The sequence below is a fragment of the Streptomyces sp. NPDC088246 genome (assembly GCF_044741025.1).
Lineage (GTDB): Bacteria > Actinomycetota > Actinomycetes > Streptomycetales > Streptomycetaceae > Streptomyces.
Genome location: NZ_JBIURV010000022.1, coordinates 108,608 through 124,536, shown reverse-complemented (window position 1 = coordinate 124,536; position 15,929 = coordinate 108,608). Strand labels below are relative to the sequence as shown.

Here is a 15,929-nt window from a genome sequence, read left to right as displayed (position 1 = left end):
GTCCGGCGTCCGGCGTCCGGCTCGCCGGTAGTACTCCCGTACGAGACGCGCGGCGGTGGACCGGAACCCCGGTATGACGCCATCGGGCCGGTCCATGCCTACGCTGATCAGGCCATGTCCACTTCCCCGCCGCACGGGCCGCCCCCACCGCCCGTCACCGACGGCCTGGTGAGCGCCGCCCGACGCAATCTGCGCGAGCTCGCCCACGGGCTGTCCCACCCGTCCCATCCCGCGACACCACTCCTGGCGAACGCGCCGAAGCTGTGGCAGCGGCTGCTGCCGTACGTCGTCGTCCTCGCCCTCGTCGCCACCTTCGTCCCGGTCACGATCAATGTCCTGACCGAGGGGTACGGCGTGAACGGAGGGCTGGCGGGAGCCCTGGCCGTCGCGCAGGCCGCGCCACTGCTGATGCTGGCGCACCGGCCGCTGCAGGCCTGGTGGATCATCTTCCCCGCCGACATCCTGGGCGCGGCCGTGCTGCTCGGGTATCCGGTCGGCACGTTCCACATCTGGCCGTGGCCCCCGCCCACCCTGGTCGGCTATCTCTTCGTGCTGCTCGCGCTGGCCCTGCGCGAGACCCGGCGGACCCTGATCTCGGTCTGGGTGGCGACGGGTGCGGCGAGCCTGGTCCTGCACCTGATCTCGCCGGACCGCAGCAACGGCAGCGCGCTGCTGCTCGTGATCCTCGGCGCGGCGGTCCTGGTGATCGGCGCGGCGCTGCGGGAACGGGGCGACGCGCAGCGTCGGCTCGCCGAGCAGGAGACCATCAGCGAGGCCGAGCGGGCGCAGCGGACACTGCTGGAGGAGCGCACCAGGATCGCCCGTGAGCTGCACGACGTGGTCGCGCACCACATGTCCGTGATCACGGTCCAGGCCGACTCCGCGCCCTACCGGATCAGCGGGCTGCCCGAGGAGGCGCGCGAGGAGTTCGGGGCGATCGCGGCGAGCGCGCGGGAGTCCCTCGCGGAGATGCGGCGGCTGCTGACGGTGCTGCGCAGCGAGGGTACGGAGGGCGAGCGGGCGCCACAGCCGGGGCTCGACCAGGTGCAGCAGCTGGTGGAGGCGACGGTACGGGCGGGGCTGCCGGCCGAGCTGTCGCTGTCCGCCGATCTGCCGGACGTACCGCAGGCGGTGGATCTGTCGGCGTACCGGATCGTGCAGGAGGCCCTGGCGAACGTGGTCCGGCACGCGCCCGGCGTGCGGACCCGGGTGTCGATCACGTCCGACGGCGAGCACCTGACCGTGCTGGTGGTCAACGACCGGGCGGAGCAGCCCGGTTCGCCGCTGGAGACGACCGGGACCGGGCACGGCCTGGTCGGCATGCGGGAACGCGTACGGTTGACCGGCGGCACGCTGGACACCGGACCGCTGCCCGACGGCGGCTTCCGGGTGGCGGCGCGGCTGCCTCTCGCCCCCGTTCCGCCCCCGTCCTCGGAGGACTCTTGACCATCCGCGTGATCATCGTCGACGACCAGGCCATGGTGCGCGCGGGGTTCGCGGCACTGCTCTCGGCACAGAGCGACATCGATGTGGTCGGTGAGGCGCCGGACGGGCGCCAGGGCGTCGACGTCAGCCGGAGGGTCCACCCGGACGTGGTCCTGATGGATGTCCGGATGCCCGAGATGGACGGCCTGGCGGCGGCCCGCGAGCTGCTGAACCCGCCCGTGGGGGTGGTGCACCTGCCCAAGGTGCTGATGCTCACCACGTTCGACGTGGACGACTACGTGTACGAGGCGCTGCGCGCCGGGGCGTCCGGCTTCCTGCTGAAGGACGCGCCCCCGGCGGACCTGATCTCGGCGGTACGGGTGGTCGCGGCGGGCGAGGCGCTGCTGGCACCGTCCGTGACCCGGCGCCTGATCGCGGACTTCGCCCGGCAGGGGCCGTCCGGAGCCGCCCGGAGCGGGCAGGCGCTGCGGCTGAACGGGCTGACTCCGCGCGAGAAGGAGGTGCTGGAGCTGATCGCGCGGGGGCTGTCCAACCAGGAGATCGCGGGGCGGCTGGTGCTGGCCGAACAGACGGTGAAGACGCACATCGGACGGGTGCTGGCCAAGCTGGACCTGCGGGATCGCGCGCAGGCGGTGATCTTCGCGTACGAGGCGGGAGTGGTGGTACCGGGAGAGCAGTAGAGGGGTCTCCCCCCGCCCGCCTCTCCGGCAGTCCCCCCGTACACCCCCTACCCGGGTATCAACCCGCACTTGGCTCCTGGGTGCGACGCCCCCGCACCCACCTTCTTCCTACCTTCCTCCCCGTCGCGCCGAACGGCGTGCGGGAGCCGGATCAGCCGGAGAGGGAGGGACGGGATGCGCCGTTACGCAAGGACTCTGGTCGCAGTCGCCCTGGCGACCACCGTGGTGGCGGGGACGGCCGGCTGGGCGTCCGGGAACACGCAGCAGGCCCTGACCGGGCCACCCCCCGGCACCGCGGCCTGGCGCGCGGATCAGGTGCTGGGGCGGGAACTGCCCGACCCTGAGCGGACCACCCCCACCGAAGTGAGCCGGTTCTTCCGGGGGTTGACCCCCACGCAGCAACAGGCCCTGGTCGTAAGGCATCCACTGGTCGTCGGCAATCTGGACGGCGTACCCGTCGAACTGCGCTACCGGGCCAACGCCCGCTCCCTGCAGGCCAGTCATGACCCCAGGTACACCCATCTCGCCGGAGCGCGACACCGGCAGATCCTCGCCTTCGATCCGCGCGGACGCGGACAGGTCGCCGAGGTCTTCGGGGACTTGAGCACCGCACGCCATGTGGCGGTCGTGGTACCGGGTTCGGACATCGACGCCGGAACCTTCGACCGTACGAGCGATGTGTACGGCACTCCAACCGGCATGGCGAAGGCCCTGTACGCGGAGACCGGTCGCGGCAGCGCCGTCGTCGCCTGGGCCGGGTACACCACTCCCGTGGGCGTCGGCATCGACGCCGCGACCGGCTCGCTCGCCGAGGCGGGGGCCGGCCGGCTGACCCGGTTCGCGGACGGGCTGGCCGCCGACGGCGTGCCCGCGCCCGCCGTGTTCTGCCACAGCTACGGCTCCGTCGTGTGCGGACTCGCCGCACCCCGGCTGCGCGCCGCTGACCTGGTCGTCCTCGGCTCGCCCGGGATGCGCGCCGAGGACGTCGCGGACCTGCACACCACCGCCCGGGTCTGGGCCGCCAAGGACGCCACGGACTGGATCGACAACGTGCCGAACGTCGAGGTGGCGGGCCTGGGCCACGGCCCCGATCCGACCGGCCCGGAGTTCGGCGCACGTCGTGTGCCGGCCCACGACGCCCACGGGCACACCGGGTACTTCTCCCCCGGCACGGACTCGCTCCGTGCCTTCGCCTCGATCACGGAGGGGGAAGCCCGATGAGCCTCACCGCCTTCGCCGAACGCATCGACGCGCGTACGCCCGCCCATCGCGACCGCGCCGTCGACGGCCTGCGCGCACTCGCCCTGCTCGCCGTCCCCACCGGCCACTGGCTGCTCGGCGGCTTCCGCCTCGACAACGGCGGCGCGCTGCACAACGCCAGCCCGCTGTCCACGTTCGGCGGCCTCGCCCCGGTGAGCTGGGTGCTTCAGATGCTGGGCATCTTCTTCCTGGTCGGCGGGTACGCCTCCGTCCTCTCCTACCACCGCAGGAAATCCACCACCGGCGCCTGGCTGCGCGGACGCGTCGCCCGCCTGGGGAGGCCGGTGCTCGGGGTGACCGCTGTCTGGGCGGCGATGATCCCGGTGCTGAGCGCGCTCGGCGTGCCCGGCGACACCCTGCGGACCGGGTCGACGCTGGTGATCCAGCCGCTGTGGTTCGTCGGGGTGTACACGGTGGTCACGGCGCTCACCCCGTACTGCGTCAAGGTCGCGCGGAAGCTGGGCGGCTGGGCCGCCGTGCCGTTGCTCGGGTCGGTCGCCGTCGTCGACTTCCTGCGTTACGGGCCGTTCGCCGACGCCGTGCCGTCCTGGCTGAGCGTGCTGAACATCCTTCCGGGCTGGCTCTTCGCGTACCAGCTCGGTGTCTCCTGGGGCGAGGGCCGCATCGGCAGGCGCGGCGCCCGCGTCCTGCTCGTCGGCGGGAGCGTCCTGTTCGCCGCGCTGCTGCTCGTCTTCCACTACCCGGCGTCGATGGTCGGCGTACCGGGCGAGGCGCGGACGAACTCGCATCCGCCGTCGCTGCTGGTCCTGGCACTGGCCGCCGCGCAGAGCGGTGCGGCGATCCTGCTGAGCGACCGGATCGGCCGGTTCCTGCGCAGGCCGCTGGTGTGGGCACCGGTCGTCGTCGTCAACCTGTCCGCGATGACGATCCTGTGCTGGCACCAGACGGCGATGCTGGTCGCGGCGGTCCCGGCGTCGTTCGCCGGTGCGGTGCCGGGGCTGACGACCGGGCCCGACACGATCGGCTGGATCCTGGCCCGGGTGGCGTGGATGCCGGTGTTCGCGGGACTGCTGGTGCTGATCGCACGGTACGCACGGCGGTTCGAGGCCCCGTGGCAGGCCGGTACGCGTGCGGCGAACGCCCGCCGGGCGGTGGCGGGCCTGCTGGCGACGGCGTTCGCGATGTACGCGCTGGGGCTGGCGTAGGGCGGGAAAAGCCGGCCCTCCCGGCAAAACCCAGCCCGCCCGGCGTCCGAGGACATCCTCCGGCCCAGCCCCGCAAAACCCAGCCCGCCCGGCGATTGAGGGCATCTTTAAGCCCGTCCGGCGCTTGAGGACACAACGATCGCCGGGCGCCCCGGCCCGGCACCCGGGCCGGAACGACTACTCGCGCGCCGCGGAGGTGGAGCTCATGTCCGGGTACCGGTCCCCCGCCACCTGCCCCGCGATCGGCTCCAGCAGCGCCAGCTCCTCCGCGGTCAGCGTGAGCCGGGTGGCGGCCACGTTCTCCAGCAGCCGGCTGCTCTTGCGGGTGCCCGGGATCGGCACCACGGTCAGGCCGTGCACCTGGGCCCGCTGCTGCACCCAGGCGAGCGCCACCTGCGCGGCCGACGCCCCGTGCGCCGCCGCGATCTTGTGGACGGGCTCCAGCAGCGCGGCGTTGGTCTTCGCGTTGTCGCCCGTGAAGCGGGGCTGGTACTGGCGGAAGTCGCCCTTGGACAGGTCCTTGGCGGCGTCGGCGAACGCCCCGGTCAGGAAGCCGCGGCCGAGCGGCGAGTAGGGCACGAAGGCCACCCCGAGCTCGACCGCGGCAGGCACGGCGCTGCGCTCGACGTCCCGGCTGAAGAGCGACCACTCGGACTGCAGGGCGGCGATCGGGTGCACGGCGTACGCCTCGCGCAGCTCCGCGCCGGTCACCTCGCTCAGCCCGAGCTGCTTGACCTTGCCCTGCTGGACCAGCTCGGCCATCGCGCCGACGGACTCGGCCAGCGGGACGGCCGGGTCACGGCGGTGCATGTAGTACAGGTCGATGGCATCGGTGTTCAGCCGGCGCAGGCTGTCCTCGACGGCCTGCCGGATGTACGCGGGGTCGTTGCGCACGCCCCGGTACTGCGGGTCATCGGTCCGCTCTATGGCGAACTTCGTGGCGAGGGTGATCCCGCCCCGGTGCGCCCCGACGAACGGCGCCAGGAACGTCTCGTTGGCACCGCGACCGTACACATCCGCGGTGTCGAAGAGGGTGACGCCCGCCGCCAGCGCCGTCTCCAGCGTCTCGCGCGCGGCGGACTCATCGGTCTCCCCGTAGAACTCGCTCATGCCCATGCAGCCGAGTCCCTGCACGCCGACCTGCGGGCCGCCGTTCCCGAGCTCCACGGTGGTGATCTTGTTGTCAGTCATCAGGCACAAGGCCTTTCCGGCGCCCGGCGGGCACTCGCATAGAAGTCGATCTTGTGGTCGAGGACGGCGAGGGTGTCCTGGAGCTCCGCGATCCGCGTCTTCACGTCGCGGCGGGTCGCCTCCAGCAGCTCCTGCCGTTCCTCGAAGGTGTGCTCGCCCTCGCGCAGCAGCTCCGCGTACCGCACCATGTCGGCGACCGGCATCCCGGTCAGCCGCAGCTTGCCGACGAAGGCCAGCCAGTCCAGGTCACGGTTGGTGAAGCGGCGCTGGCCGGTGTGCGAACGGTCGACGTGCGGCATCAGCCCGATCCGCTCGTACCAGCGCAGGGTGTGCGCGGTGAGCCCGGTGAAGGCGACGACCTCACTGATGGTGTAGCGGTCCTGGCCCTCGGGACGCGGATGCGCCCGCGGGGCCGAGGCGCAGACGTCCACCTTCACGGAAGTACTCTCCATCACCGTCATGCCCTCCACGCTAGAACCTTGGAGTGCACTCTAAGCAAGCGCGAACGGTGACGGGTTTCGGCGACGGCCGGGCCACCCCCTCCGAGCCGTGCAGGACGGCCCTTTAGGCTCATATGTATGCAGAGCCTGGCGATGATCGAGAACTGGCCCGTCCCCACCGCGGCAGCCGCTGTCGTACGAGCGGACGGCACCGTCGTCGGTACGCACGGCCCGACCGCGCACCGTTTCCCGCTCGCCTCCGTCACCAAGCCGATCGCGGCCTACGCGGCGCTCGTGGCATACGAGGAGGGCGCGGTCGAGCTCGACGAGCCGGCCGGACCCGAGGGCTCCACCGTCCGGCATCTGCTCGCGCACACCAGCGGGCTAGCCTTCGACGAGCACCGGCCGACCGCCTCACCCGGCACCCGGCGGCTCTACTCCAACGCGGGCTTCGAGGTCCTCGGCGACCACATCGCCAAGGCCACCGACATCCCGTTCCCGGAGTACGTGCGCCAGGCGGTGCTGGAACCGCTGGGGATGACGGCGACGGCGGTGGACGGCTCGCCTGCCAAGGACGGCGTCTCGACCGTCGACGATCTCATACGGTTCGCGGCGGAGATACAGGCGCCGCGGCTTCTCGACCCGCGTACGGTGCTGGCCGCGCAGACCGTCGTCCACCCCGGCCTGAAGGGTGTGCTGCCGGGCTACGGCCACCAGAACCCCAACGACTGGGGGCTCGGCTTCGAGATCCGGGACCACAAGTCGCCGCACTGGACGGGCAGTTCCTCGTCCGCGGCGACCTTCGGGCACTTCGGGCAGTCCGGAACCTTCCTGTGGATCGACCCGGTCGCGGGCGCGGCCTGCGTCGCGCTCACCGACCGGGCCTTCGGACCGTGGGCGGTGGAGGTGTGGCCGGTGTTCACGGACGCGGTGCTCGCGGAGCTCCGTTCCGGCCACTGAAAGGCGTCACCCGTCGGCCGCTTTCGTGGCCAGACACTCGAACCACACCGTCTTGCCACGGCCGTCGCGGCGCGGTTCCGCGCCCCAGCGGTCGGTGACGGCGTCGACGAGCATCAGTCCTCTCCCGCCCTCGTCGAGCACATCACCCGTGACCGCGCGGGGAAGTTCCGGGGAGGCATCCGCGACCTCGACGCGCACGCCACCGGCCGGGAGCAGGAAGATGAGCGTCTGACACCGGCGGCCGGGAACGTGCCGTACGACATTGGCGATCAGTTCGGTGAGCGCCAACTCCGCTGCGTCGGCCACATCGAGGAGATCCCAGCCGGTGAGGTAGAGCCGCAGGATGCGGCGCAGATGCCGGGCCGAGTGCTCACCGATCGCGAAGTCGGCGTGGTAGGTCGCCTCCAGGAGATCGTCGGCCCGCGGATCAATTACGTGATTCATGTCACCAGAGTGCAGCGCTGTGATTACGCTCGGCTACGTACCGAAACGAACGTCGTGAGGCGTTGAACGCCGGAGGTGCCCCCCACCGTGGCCAACATCCACACTCTCGATCCCAGCGCTTCCCCGTTGGACTACTACGGCTGGGAGCTGCGCCGTCAGAGAGAGGCCCACAACCTCAAACAGGGGCAGCTCGGCGACATCATCTTCTGCACCGGCTCCCTGATCGGACAGATCGAGACGACAAAGAAGATCCCCACCCGCGACTTCTCCGAGCGGGTGGACGCGGCACTCGGCACGGGCGGCGTGTTCTCGCGCCTCGTCGGCCTGGTCCTGCGCAGCCAGCTGCCGACCTGGTTCCAGCCGTACGCGGACATGGAGGCCCGCGCGACGTACATCTCCACGTACCAGGCGCAGTTGGTGTACGGGCTGTTGCAGACGGAGGGGTATGCGCGGGCCCTCCTCGGTGTCGATCACCCGAGCAGGGTCGACGAGATGGTGGCGGCCCGGCTGGAACGCCAGCGGATCCTGACGGGCGAGACCCCTCCCGCCTTGTGGGTCGTCCTGAGCGAAGCCGCGTTGCTCCAGAAGGTCGGCGGACATGACGTCATGCGCGAGCAACTGGCACGTCTGTTGGACTTCCGCGACAACCCCTGGGTGCAGATCCAGGTGCTTCCGTTCTCGGTCGGCCAGCACACGGGAATGATGGGCTCGTTCACCCTGCTCAGGTTCGAGAACGACCCCGACCTGTTCTACGTGGAGAGCTACGACCAGGGGCACATGACCGCCAATCCGCAGGTGATCAAGGAACGTTCGGTCGGTTACGCTCGCTTGCAAGCCACAGCCCTCTCCCTCGAGGACTCGGCGACACTGATCGCTCGTGTGATGGAGGAACGCTATGGGGACCAGTCATGACCTGACCGGAGCACAGTGGCGGAAGTCGTCGTACAGCGGCACCAACGGCGGCGAATGCGTCGAGTGCACCGTCACCGGCAGCGCGGCCTGGCGCAAGTCCAGCTACAGCGGGAACACCGGCGGTGAATGCGTCGAGGTGGCCGACGGCCTCCCCTGCGCCGTCCCCGTCCGCGACAGCAAGAACCCGGACGGTCCCGTCCTGACCGTCGGGGCCGACGCCTGGCAGAGCTTCGTGGACGGGCTCCGCTGACGTCACCGGAAGCCCTGTGCGACGGAAGGGGGCTCGGGACGACCATCCGTGGTCGCCCCGAGCCCCCTTCCGCTCCCCCATGACGCCACGGGCACCATGCCGGCTCCCGCTGCCGCCGTCCCACTCGCTGCCGTCGATGGTGAGCAGCGGGCGGACGTCCGAGCCGCACTCGGGGCAGGCCATGGGGAACAGGTCGGAGAAGCTCCACGGAGCGTGGCCGCCGACCTTGCAGCCCGGGGCAACGCCGAGGTCGGCGCTCAGCAGGTCGGCGCCTTCCTCCCCGGGCCGGCGCCACGCCTCGGCGAGAATCCTTCCCCGCGACCGGGATTGACGACTGATCAGACAGAACTCGCCGAACCCGTATGGACGTTGAGGCTCGGCAGGTCGGAATTCGGCACCCTCCAGGCTTGACGGCTAACGCCGTTAGCCGTAGCTTGGCACCACATGGCTAACATCGTTAGCCATGTCGGTCAGTCGCAACGTGAGAGGGCCGCAGTGAACACCGCCACAGCCAGCAGCACCCCGTGCAGCAGTGTCCCGACCCGGCCCTTCCGGGACGCATGGAAGGCGCCGGCGCTCCTCTCCGGGGCGATGACGGTTCCCGGGGAAGAGCGCCGTGGCTGACCGCGCGCAGCAGATCATGGCCGCCGCCCGGGAACTGCTCGACGCCGAAGGTCCGGATGCGTTGTCGATGCGGCGCATCGCCGAGCGTGTCGGCATCCGGGCGCCTTCCTTGTACAAGCACTTTCCTGACAAGGCCGCTGTCGAGGCCGGACTCCAGGTGCAGGGGATGACCCGGCTGGCTGAGGAACTGGAGGCCGCCGCAGCCGAGATCGGCGTCGAACCGCCCCTGCTCGTGCTCGCCCGCGCCTACCGACGTCACGCTCTCGCCAGCCCGCACCTCTACCGCATCACTCATGGTCGGCCGCTCGCCCGCACCGCGCTTCCCGAAGGACTCGAAGATCGCGCGGCGGCACCGTTGGCCCACGCAGCGCACGGCGACATTCACATCGCGCGCTCGCTCTGGGCATTCGCGCACGGCATGGTCGTGCTCGAACTCGACGGTCGCTTCCCGCCCGGCGCAGACCTGGACGCCGCATGGCGCACCGGCTGCGATGCGTTCACCCAGGCAATCCGAGACAAGCCCCGGGAAGACATCGCATGACCACAATCGCCGAAGAGCCCGCTACCGGCATCACCGCCCGCGCCGCCGGATACGTACACGCCGCGGCGTGGATTCTCGGGCTCGCCGCCGCATGGGGAGCCACACCCGAAGTCGGTGACACACGCGCCGGGATCACGACCGCGTACGCCGACCGGCCGGTCCAGGTTGTCGCCCAGGCGCTGCTCGTCCACGGTGTGGCAGCTGCCGCCTTGCTTGTCGTCGGATCCGGACTGCTCGACCGGGCCCGCCCAACCAACAACGCTGCGGCTCGCTCGGCCGGATGGGCCGGGAGAGTCGCGGGGGCGCTCGCATGCGTGCAACTCGTCATGGAACTGATCGCGGTGTCTGGAGCCGATCCAGCGTCACCGGGCAGGGCCGGCGCACTGTTCGAGGTGGTTCAGCGTGTGGACGGTGTCAAGATGTTCGCGTTCGCCGTGCTCGCCGCGGCTGCCTGCGCGGCCTCCCGGCACGGCGCGCTGTTGCGGCGTTGGGAGGTCGTCGTCGGCTGGGTCCTCGCCGCCACGATCACCGCGTCCGGCATCGGATACCTGCTCCTGTCCACCGCCCTGACCCCGACGGCATTCATCTCCCTGCCCTTGCTGCTGATCTGGATCGCCGCACTCGGCGCAGCCCTCGGACGCCGGCCTCGTCGGGCAGTGAGTGAAACGGAGCGACCATGAATCTCGCCTACCTTCCCAGTCCCTCGACCGGGGTTCTTCACCTTGGCCCGGTTCCGTTGAGGGCGTACGCCTTCTGCATCATCCTGGGCGTGTTCGTGGCCGTCTGGCTCGGCAACCGGCGCTGGGTCGCACGCGGCGGGGATCAGGGCGTGATCGCGGACGTCACCATCTGGGCAGTGCCGTTCGGTCTCGCCGGCGGACGGCTGTACCACGTGATCACCAGCCCCGACGCGTACTTCGGCGAACACGGCGAGCCGATCCGAGCCCTGTACGTGTGGGAGGGCGGGCTCGGTATCTGGGGTGCCATCGCCCTGGGCGGGGTCGGCGCGTGGATCGGCTGCCGTCGCCACCGCATCCCCTTCCCCGCCTTCGCGGACGCGGTCGCCCCCGGCACAGCCCTGGCGCAGGCGATCGGCCGCTGGGGCAACTGGTTCAACCAGGAACTCTACGGCCGCCCCACCACGCTCCCCTGGGGCCTGGAGATCGACCGCGCGCACCGTCCGTCCGGCACGCTCGACATCGCCACGTACCACCCCACCTTCCTCTACGAGTCCCTCTGGGACATCGGCGTCGCCGCACTGGTCCTCTGGGCGGGCCACCGGTTCGCGCTCGGTCACGGCAGGACCTTCGCCCTGTACGTCGCCGCCTACACGGCCGGCCGGTTCTGGACCGAGTACCTGCGCATCGACGAGTCCCACACGTTCCTCGGCCTGCGCCTGAACAACTGGACCTCCGTCGTGGTCTTCCTCGGCGCCATCGCCTGCCTCGTCGTATCGGCCCGCCGCCATCCTGGCATCGAGGACGTGTCGCGACCGAAGGACGAGGGCCGCAACGAGAGGGCCGGCGAGCCGCGCCTGGACGTCGCGGTCAAGACAGGAGGAGCGACGCACGATGACAGGTGAGACCGTCAGCGCCACCACGGCCCCGGGCCACCCGGCTCGCCCGGGGCCCCGTGCTGAGTACGGGCCGGTGCCGAACTCTTCTGCCTGATGGACGAGTCCGCGCCGCGGAACGTGGTCGGAGATGCCGAGATCATGTGGGGCCCGTACCGGGTCAGGCGGATTCTTCGCCCGGCACCTTGGCGAGCTCCACACCACGCAGGCTGAGCAGCACCACCGCGACGCACCCGCAGGCGAGCGCGATGTCGGCGACGTTACCCACGAACGGGCCGTAGTCGATGAAGTCCACAACATGCCCGCGGGCCACCCCGGGCTCGCGGAAGAGTCGGTCGCCCAGGTGGGACACCGCACCGCCGAGCAGCGCGCCCAGCACGAGCGCCCAGCCCGCAGAGGCCAGTCGGCGTGCGGTGTAGAGAATGCCGACCACTGCCGCTGCCGCCGCCAAGGTGAACACCCATGTCGCCCCGGTGCCGATGGAGAACGCGGCGCCAGGGTTGTACAGCAGTCGGAAGTGGATCAGAGGGGGGATCACGGCGACGCGCTCGCTGTCGGACAGCGCGGAGACCGCCCACATCTTGGTGAGCTGGTCCACGAGCAGGACCACCGCCGCCAGCATGAGCATCATGCCGTACAGCCGGCCTGAACCCCGCTCCAACCGCATCATCAGGGCCTCCGTGCGTAGCGATGTCCGAACCAGGATTCCCTGAGACTATCGGCCCCTCTTGAGGCGTCTTCCAGCTTTCCCGGACGAAGCCCCGTCGGACTGTCAGTGGTGCCGCCCACGATCGTTCCCGTAGCTGTTCCGGCTGTTCGAGTCCGGCAATCAGGGGGTGAACGATGGGGACGTCACCGGTGTCACGGGCACAGGTACGCACGCCTGAGCCGACGATTGCGCCGATCACTCGAGTGGGATGGAGTTCGGCACCCAGGGAACCGCTATCCTCCTCGGCCATGGCCGACATAGTCCGCGCCGCCGCCTCCGACGTTCCGGCGCTCGCCTCCGTACTCGCCAGCGCCTACGCCGAGGATCCCGTCTGGTCCTGGCTGATGCCGCACGACCGGGACCGGAGGCTGCGGCTGCTGTTCACCGCGCATCTGGCGCAGCAGGTCCCGGCGGGCCGGGTGTGGACGGATCCGGAGCGCACGGTGGCGGCGGTGTGGGCGGAGCCCGGGAAGTGGAAGCTGCCGGTGAGCTATCTGCTGCGCAACGCGGGCACGCTCCTGCGGGCGGGCCGGGCCCAACTGCCCCGGACCGGAATGCGGTTGCTCGCGCTGGAGCACCGTCACCCGGCCGAGCCCGCGCACTGGTACGTCGAGTACATCGGCACCCACGCGGACGCGCGCGGCACGGGGCGCGGATCGCAAGTGCTGGGCGGGCTGCTGGAGCAGGCGGACGCGGACGGGCGGCCGGTGTTTCTGGAGTCGAGCAACCGCCGCAACCTGACCTTCTACCGGCGGCACGGCTTCGCGGTGCAGCAGGAGATGTCGTTCCGGTCCGGGCCGCCGATGTGGTCGATGTGGCGCCGGGACACGGACCGGTAGCGCTTCGCTGTCGAGGGTTGTGCGGTGGTCGCGGACGAGTACCGCGGCCCGTGTCGGCGTCCCGCCCGCAACCACGCGGTCATGTCACCGGAATGCTGGCGTCGGCCGCGCCCGGCGTCGCCGGGCGCGGCCTCGTGTCACTTCCGCCAGAACAGGTGGTGCGTCACGCCGCTCGGGCTGGGCACGACCTCCAGGTGGTAGCGGTCGAGCAGCTCATCGGGTGACTCCCAGAGCCGTACTCCGGATCCGAGCTTCACCGGCGAGACCGCCACATGCAGGGTGTCGACGAGGCCCGCGTCGAGGAACTGCCGGATGGTGGTGACTCCGCCGCCGAGCCGGACGTCCTTGCCCCCGGCCGCCTCCCGCGCCTGTTGGAGGACCGTGGCCGGGTCGCCGTCGACGAAGTGGAACGTGGTGTCGGACAGTGTGTACGAAGGACGTGTGTGGTGGGTCATGACGAACACCGGAGTGCGGAACGGGGGCTCGTCCCCCCACCAGCCGCGCCACTCGTGGTCGTTCCAGGGCCCGCGCTGGGGCCCGAACTTGTTGCGGCCCATGATCTCGGCGCCGATGTTGCGTGCGTAGTCCCGCGTGAAGTAGTCGTCGAGGCCCCGGCTCCCCCCGGGGTCGGTGCGCATGGGCCAGCTCGCCGTGGCACCGGCCCAGGAGAACAGCCTCTCCGGATCGGCATGGCCGAACGGGCTCTCGAAGCTCTGGTCCTCACCGGCCCCGATTCCGTCACTGGAAACATTGAAGTTCTGGACTCTCAGTAGCTGGGCCACACGTTCCTCCTGCGTCGTCGGTAACAGTGATCAGACTCTTCGGGCCGGCAAAACTCATCGCCGCGCCGTGACCGATCTGAATTCGGGCTGCCCGTGGTCCTGCCGGCTCAGGCCGGCAGTTCCCAGATCAGCACCTCGGCCGCGTCGGCCGCCACCATTTCCAGGCCCTGTTCCCCCGTGATCCGCGCCGCGTCGCCCGGTCCCAGCGTCTCGTCGCCGATCCCCACACGCCCGGCCACCACGTGGACGTACGCCCGCGCCGCGTCCGGCACCGCCGTGCGTTCCCCCGCGGCCAGTCTGCGTACGTGCAGCGTCGCACCGGCCGCCGGGAGGGCGTACGGGGTGGCGTCGGCGATGCCGGGAACGATCGTGTACGAGGGTTCGCCGCCCGGTTCGAGCGGTGCCAGCCACATCTGAACGAACGTCAGCGGGCCGTCGCCGTCGTTGCGCTCGACGTGACGCACCCCGGCCGCCGCTCCGAGGTGCTGGAGGTCCCCGGCCCGTACGACCGTGGCGTGACCGGTCGAATCGCGGTGGGTCAGCTCGCCCTCGACGACCCAGGTGACGATCTCCGTGTGGCTGTGGGGGTGTTCGTCGAAGCCCGCGCCAGGGGCGAGCCGCTCCTCGTTGCAGGCCAGGATCGCGCCGAAGCGCAGATTGTCCGGGTCGTAGAAGCTGCCGAAGGAGAAGGCGTGCCGGGACAGGATGCCGGCGGCCCGGTCCCCGCCCAGGAAGCGGGCTTCGGCGCGGTGTACGGAAATCACCCGCCCACGGTAGCCCGACGCGGCGCCCCACGACCCCCTTGTCGCTACCCGGCAGTACGACCCGCCACCGCCCCGGCCCACCGAGCACGTGGCCGGATAAGGCAGTCTTGTGTCCGTGCCCCGACCCGATCCTGAGCAGCCCGCTGCGAACGCCGCCCATCTGCACGCCGCGACCCTGAAACGGCTGGAACAGTCCTCCGGCCGACTGGCCGCCAACGCGATCGCCCGCATGGACGAGTCGCTGCCGTGGTACCGGGCGATGCCACCGGAGAACCGGTCCTGGATCGGCCTGGTGGCCCAGGCCGGGATCGCGGCGTTCACCGAGTGGTTCCGGCATCCGGAGACCCCGCAGGCCATCTCCACCGATGTGTTCGGCACGGCTCCGCGCGAGCTGACCCGGGCGATCACCCTGCGGCAGACCGTCGAGATGGTGCGTACGACGATCGAGGTCATGGAGGCCGCGATCGAGGAGGTCGCCGCGCCCGGCGACGAGTCGGTGCTGCGGGAGGCGCTGCTCGTCTACGCGCGGGAGATCGCGTTCGCGACCGCCCAGGTGTACGCGCAGGCCGCCGAGGCCCGCGGCGCCTGGGACGCCCGGCTGGAATCGCTCGTGGTGAACGCGGTGTTGTCCGGCGAGGCCGACGAGGGCGCCGTGTCACGCGCCGCGGCGCTCGGCTGGAACTCCCCCGAGCACGTGTGCGTGCTGCTCGGTACGGCCCCGGACGGCGACAGCGAACTGACGGTGGAGGCGATCCGGCGAGCCGCCCGGCACGCGAAGCTCCAGGTCCTGACCGGGGTGCTCGGCAACCGGCTGGTCGTCATCGCGGGTGGCAGCGACAACCCGCTGCAGGTCGCGAAGGCGCTGATCGGCCCGTACGCCGCAGGTCCGGTCGTTGCCGGGCCCGTGGTGCCCGACCTGCTGGCGGCCACCCGGTCCGCGCAGGCGGCGGCCGCCGGGCTCAAGGCGTGCAGCGCCTGGCAGGACGCCCCGCGGCCGGTGCTGGCCGACGATCTGCTGCCGGAGCGCGCGATGGCGGGCGACCCTGCCGCACGGGACCAATTGGTGGAGGAGATCTACAGACCGCTGGAAGAAGCGGGTTCTGCACTCCTGGAGACGCTGAGTGTGTATCTGGAACAGGCGAGCAGCCTGGAGGGCGCGGCCAGGATGCTCTTCGTCCACCCCAACACCGTGCGCTACCGGCTCCGACGTGTGACTGACGTCACCGGATGGTCGCCTTCCGATGTCCGCTCGGCGTTCACTCTGCGAATCGCCCTGATCCTGGGGCGCTTGGCCGCCAGAGATCCACAGTCCTAGACTTTTGTCGGACATCAACAATTCCCCATACGG

18 protein-coding genes are annotated in these 15,929 nt (G+C 70.9%); 12 read left to right on the top strand and 6 right to left on the bottom strand.

Annotation, left to right across the window (positions count from 1 at the left end):
* Positions 1 to 114: 114 nt before the first annotated feature.
* The 4 genes from ACIPEK_RS28025 to ACIPEK_RS28010 all read left to right on the top strand — a co-directional run bounded on the left by ACIPEK_RS28025 (position 115) and on the right by ACIPEK_RS28010 (position 4,552).
* On the top strand, positions 115 to 1,446 hold the full coding sequence (locus ACIPEK_RS28025) for a sensor histidine kinase (protein ID WP_402001385.1): 1,332 nt from the start codon (positions 115 to 117) through the stop codon (positions 1,444 to 1,446).
* Positions 1,443 to 2,126 carry a response regulator transcription factor gene (locus tag ACIPEK_RS28020; protein ID WP_327275408.1) on the top strand — a complete coding sequence of 228 codons (684 nt, stop codon included), beginning with the start codon at positions 1,443 to 1,445 and terminating at the stop codon, positions 2,124 to 2,126. The genes ACIPEK_RS28025 and ACIPEK_RS28020 overlap by 4 nt, the downstream gene beginning before the upstream one ends.
* 174 nt (positions 2,127 to 2,300) lie before the next feature.
* Positions 2,301 to 3,347 carry an alpha/beta hydrolase gene (locus tag ACIPEK_RS28015; protein ID WP_402001382.1) on the top strand — a complete coding sequence of 349 codons (1,047 nt, stop codon included), beginning with the start codon at positions 2,301 to 2,303 and terminating at the stop codon, positions 3,345 to 3,347.
* Complete coding sequence (locus tag ACIPEK_RS28010; RefSeq protein WP_402001379.1) at positions 3,344 to 4,552, top strand: acyltransferase; 1,209 nt, start codon at positions 3,344 to 3,346, stop codon at positions 4,550 to 4,552. The genes ACIPEK_RS28015 and ACIPEK_RS28010 overlap by 4 nt, the downstream gene beginning before the upstream one ends.
* A gap of 177 nt (positions 4,553 to 4,729) precedes the next feature.
* On the opposite strand, the gene ACIPEK_RS28005 is transcribed toward ACIPEK_RS28010, so the two are convergent.
* Together ACIPEK_RS28005 and ACIPEK_RS28000 are read right to left on the bottom strand one after the other, a co-directional pair.
* A complete protein-coding gene (locus ACIPEK_RS28005) occupies positions 4,730 to 5,743 on the bottom strand; it encodes an aldo/keto reductase (RefSeq protein ID WP_402001376.1) in 1,014 nt (337 codons plus the stop codon).
* A complete protein-coding gene (locus ACIPEK_RS28000) occupies positions 5,743 to 6,204 on the bottom strand; it encodes a MerR family transcriptional regulator (protein ID WP_093895482.1) in 462 nt (153 codons plus the stop codon). Before ACIPEK_RS28000 ends, ACIPEK_RS28005 begins: the two co-directional genes overlap by 1 nt.
* A gap of 117 nt (positions 6,205 to 6,321) precedes the next feature.
* On the opposite strand from ACIPEK_RS28000, the gene ACIPEK_RS27995 reads away from it, so the two are divergent.
* Positions 6,322 to 7,143 carry a serine hydrolase domain-containing protein gene (locus ACIPEK_RS27995; protein WP_402001373.1) on the top strand — a complete coding sequence of 274 codons (822 nt, stop codon included), beginning with the start codon at positions 6,322 to 6,324 and terminating at the stop codon, positions 7,141 to 7,143.
* A 6-nt stretch (positions 7,144 to 7,149) separates the two neighbouring features.
* Here the strand turns inward: ACIPEK_RS27995 and ACIPEK_RS27990 are convergent, their stop codons facing one another.
* The gene (locus tag ACIPEK_RS27990) at positions 7,150 to 7,587 is read right to left on the bottom strand and encodes an ATP-binding protein (RefSeq protein ID WP_402001370.1); all 438 of its coding nucleotides are present in this window, start codon (positions 7,585 to 7,587) and stop codon (positions 7,150 to 7,152) included.
* 87 nt (positions 7,588 to 7,674) lie between these two features.
* Between ACIPEK_RS27990 and ACIPEK_RS27985 the strand changes: the two genes are divergently transcribed.
* The 5 genes from ACIPEK_RS27985 (at position 7,675) to lgt (ending at position 11,496) form a co-directional block, all read left to right on the top strand.
* On the top strand, positions 7,675 to 8,499 hold the full coding sequence (locus ACIPEK_RS27985) for a helix-turn-helix transcriptional regulator (RefSeq protein WP_402001367.1): 825 nt from the start codon (positions 7,675 to 7,677) through the stop codon (positions 8,497 to 8,499).
* Complete coding sequence (locus ACIPEK_RS27980; protein WP_402001365.1) at positions 8,483 to 8,749, top strand: DUF397 domain-containing protein; 267 nt, start codon at positions 8,483 to 8,485, stop codon at positions 8,747 to 8,749. The genes ACIPEK_RS27985 and ACIPEK_RS27980 overlap by 17 nt, the downstream gene beginning before the upstream one ends.
* Before the next feature lie 640 nt (positions 8,750 to 9,389).
* Positions 9,390 to 9,914, top strand: a complete 525-nt coding sequence (locus ACIPEK_RS27975) for a TetR/AcrR family transcriptional regulator (RefSeq protein ID WP_402001505.1) — start codon at positions 9,390 to 9,392, stop codon at positions 9,912 to 9,914.
* Positions 9,911 to 10,594 carry a hypothetical protein gene (locus ACIPEK_RS27970; RefSeq protein WP_402001362.1) on the top strand — a complete coding sequence of 228 codons (684 nt, stop codon included), beginning with the start codon at positions 9,911 to 9,913 and terminating at the stop codon, positions 10,592 to 10,594. Before ACIPEK_RS27975 ends, ACIPEK_RS27970 begins: the two co-directional genes overlap by 4 nt.
* Positions 10,591 to 11,496: a prolipoprotein diacylglyceryl transferase gene (lgt, locus tag ACIPEK_RS27965; RefSeq protein WP_402001359.1), complete on the top strand. Its 906-nt coding sequence runs from the start codon at positions 10,591 to 10,593 to the stop codon at positions 11,494 to 11,496. The genes ACIPEK_RS27970 and lgt overlap by 4 nt, the downstream gene beginning before the upstream one ends.
* 151 nt (positions 11,497 to 11,647) lie before the next feature.
* Here the strand turns inward: lgt and ACIPEK_RS27960 are convergent, their stop codons facing one another.
* Positions 11,648 to 12,157, bottom strand: coding sequence for a signal peptidase II (locus ACIPEK_RS27960; protein WP_376286283.1), 510 nt, complete (start codon positions 12,155 to 12,157; stop codon positions 11,648 to 11,650).
* 287 nt (positions 12,158 to 12,444) lie between these two features.
* Here ACIPEK_RS27960 and ACIPEK_RS27955 point away from each other — a divergent pair, with 287 nt between their 5' ends.
* The gene (locus ACIPEK_RS27955; protein WP_402001356.1) at positions 12,445 to 13,035 is read left to right on the top strand and encodes a GNAT family N-acetyltransferase; all 591 of its coding nucleotides are present in this window, start codon (positions 12,445 to 12,447) and stop codon (positions 13,033 to 13,035) included.
* 137 nt (positions 13,036 to 13,172) lie between these two features.
* Here ACIPEK_RS27955 and ACIPEK_RS27950 read toward each other — a convergent pair whose 3' ends face one another.
* The gene (locus tag ACIPEK_RS27950; protein WP_385136344.1) at positions 13,173 to 13,817 is read right to left on the bottom strand and encodes a dihydrofolate reductase family protein; all 645 of its coding nucleotides are present in this window, start codon (positions 13,815 to 13,817) and stop codon (positions 13,173 to 13,175) included.
* Positions 13,818 to 13,924: 107 nt separating this feature from the next.
* Positions 13,925 to 14,581 carry a pirin family protein gene (locus ACIPEK_RS27945; protein WP_402001353.1) on the bottom strand — a complete coding sequence of 219 codons (657 nt, stop codon included), beginning with the start codon at positions 14,579 to 14,581 and terminating at the stop codon, positions 13,925 to 13,927.
* Positions 14,582 to 14,696: 115 nt separating this feature from the next.
* On the opposite strand from ACIPEK_RS27945, the gene ACIPEK_RS27940 reads away from it, so the two are divergent.
* Positions 14,697 to 15,896, top strand: coding sequence for a helix-turn-helix domain-containing protein (locus ACIPEK_RS27940; RefSeq protein WP_327275393.1), 1,200 nt, complete (start codon positions 14,697 to 14,699; stop codon positions 15,894 to 15,896).
* Positions 15,897 to 15,929 lie beyond the last annotated feature (33 nt).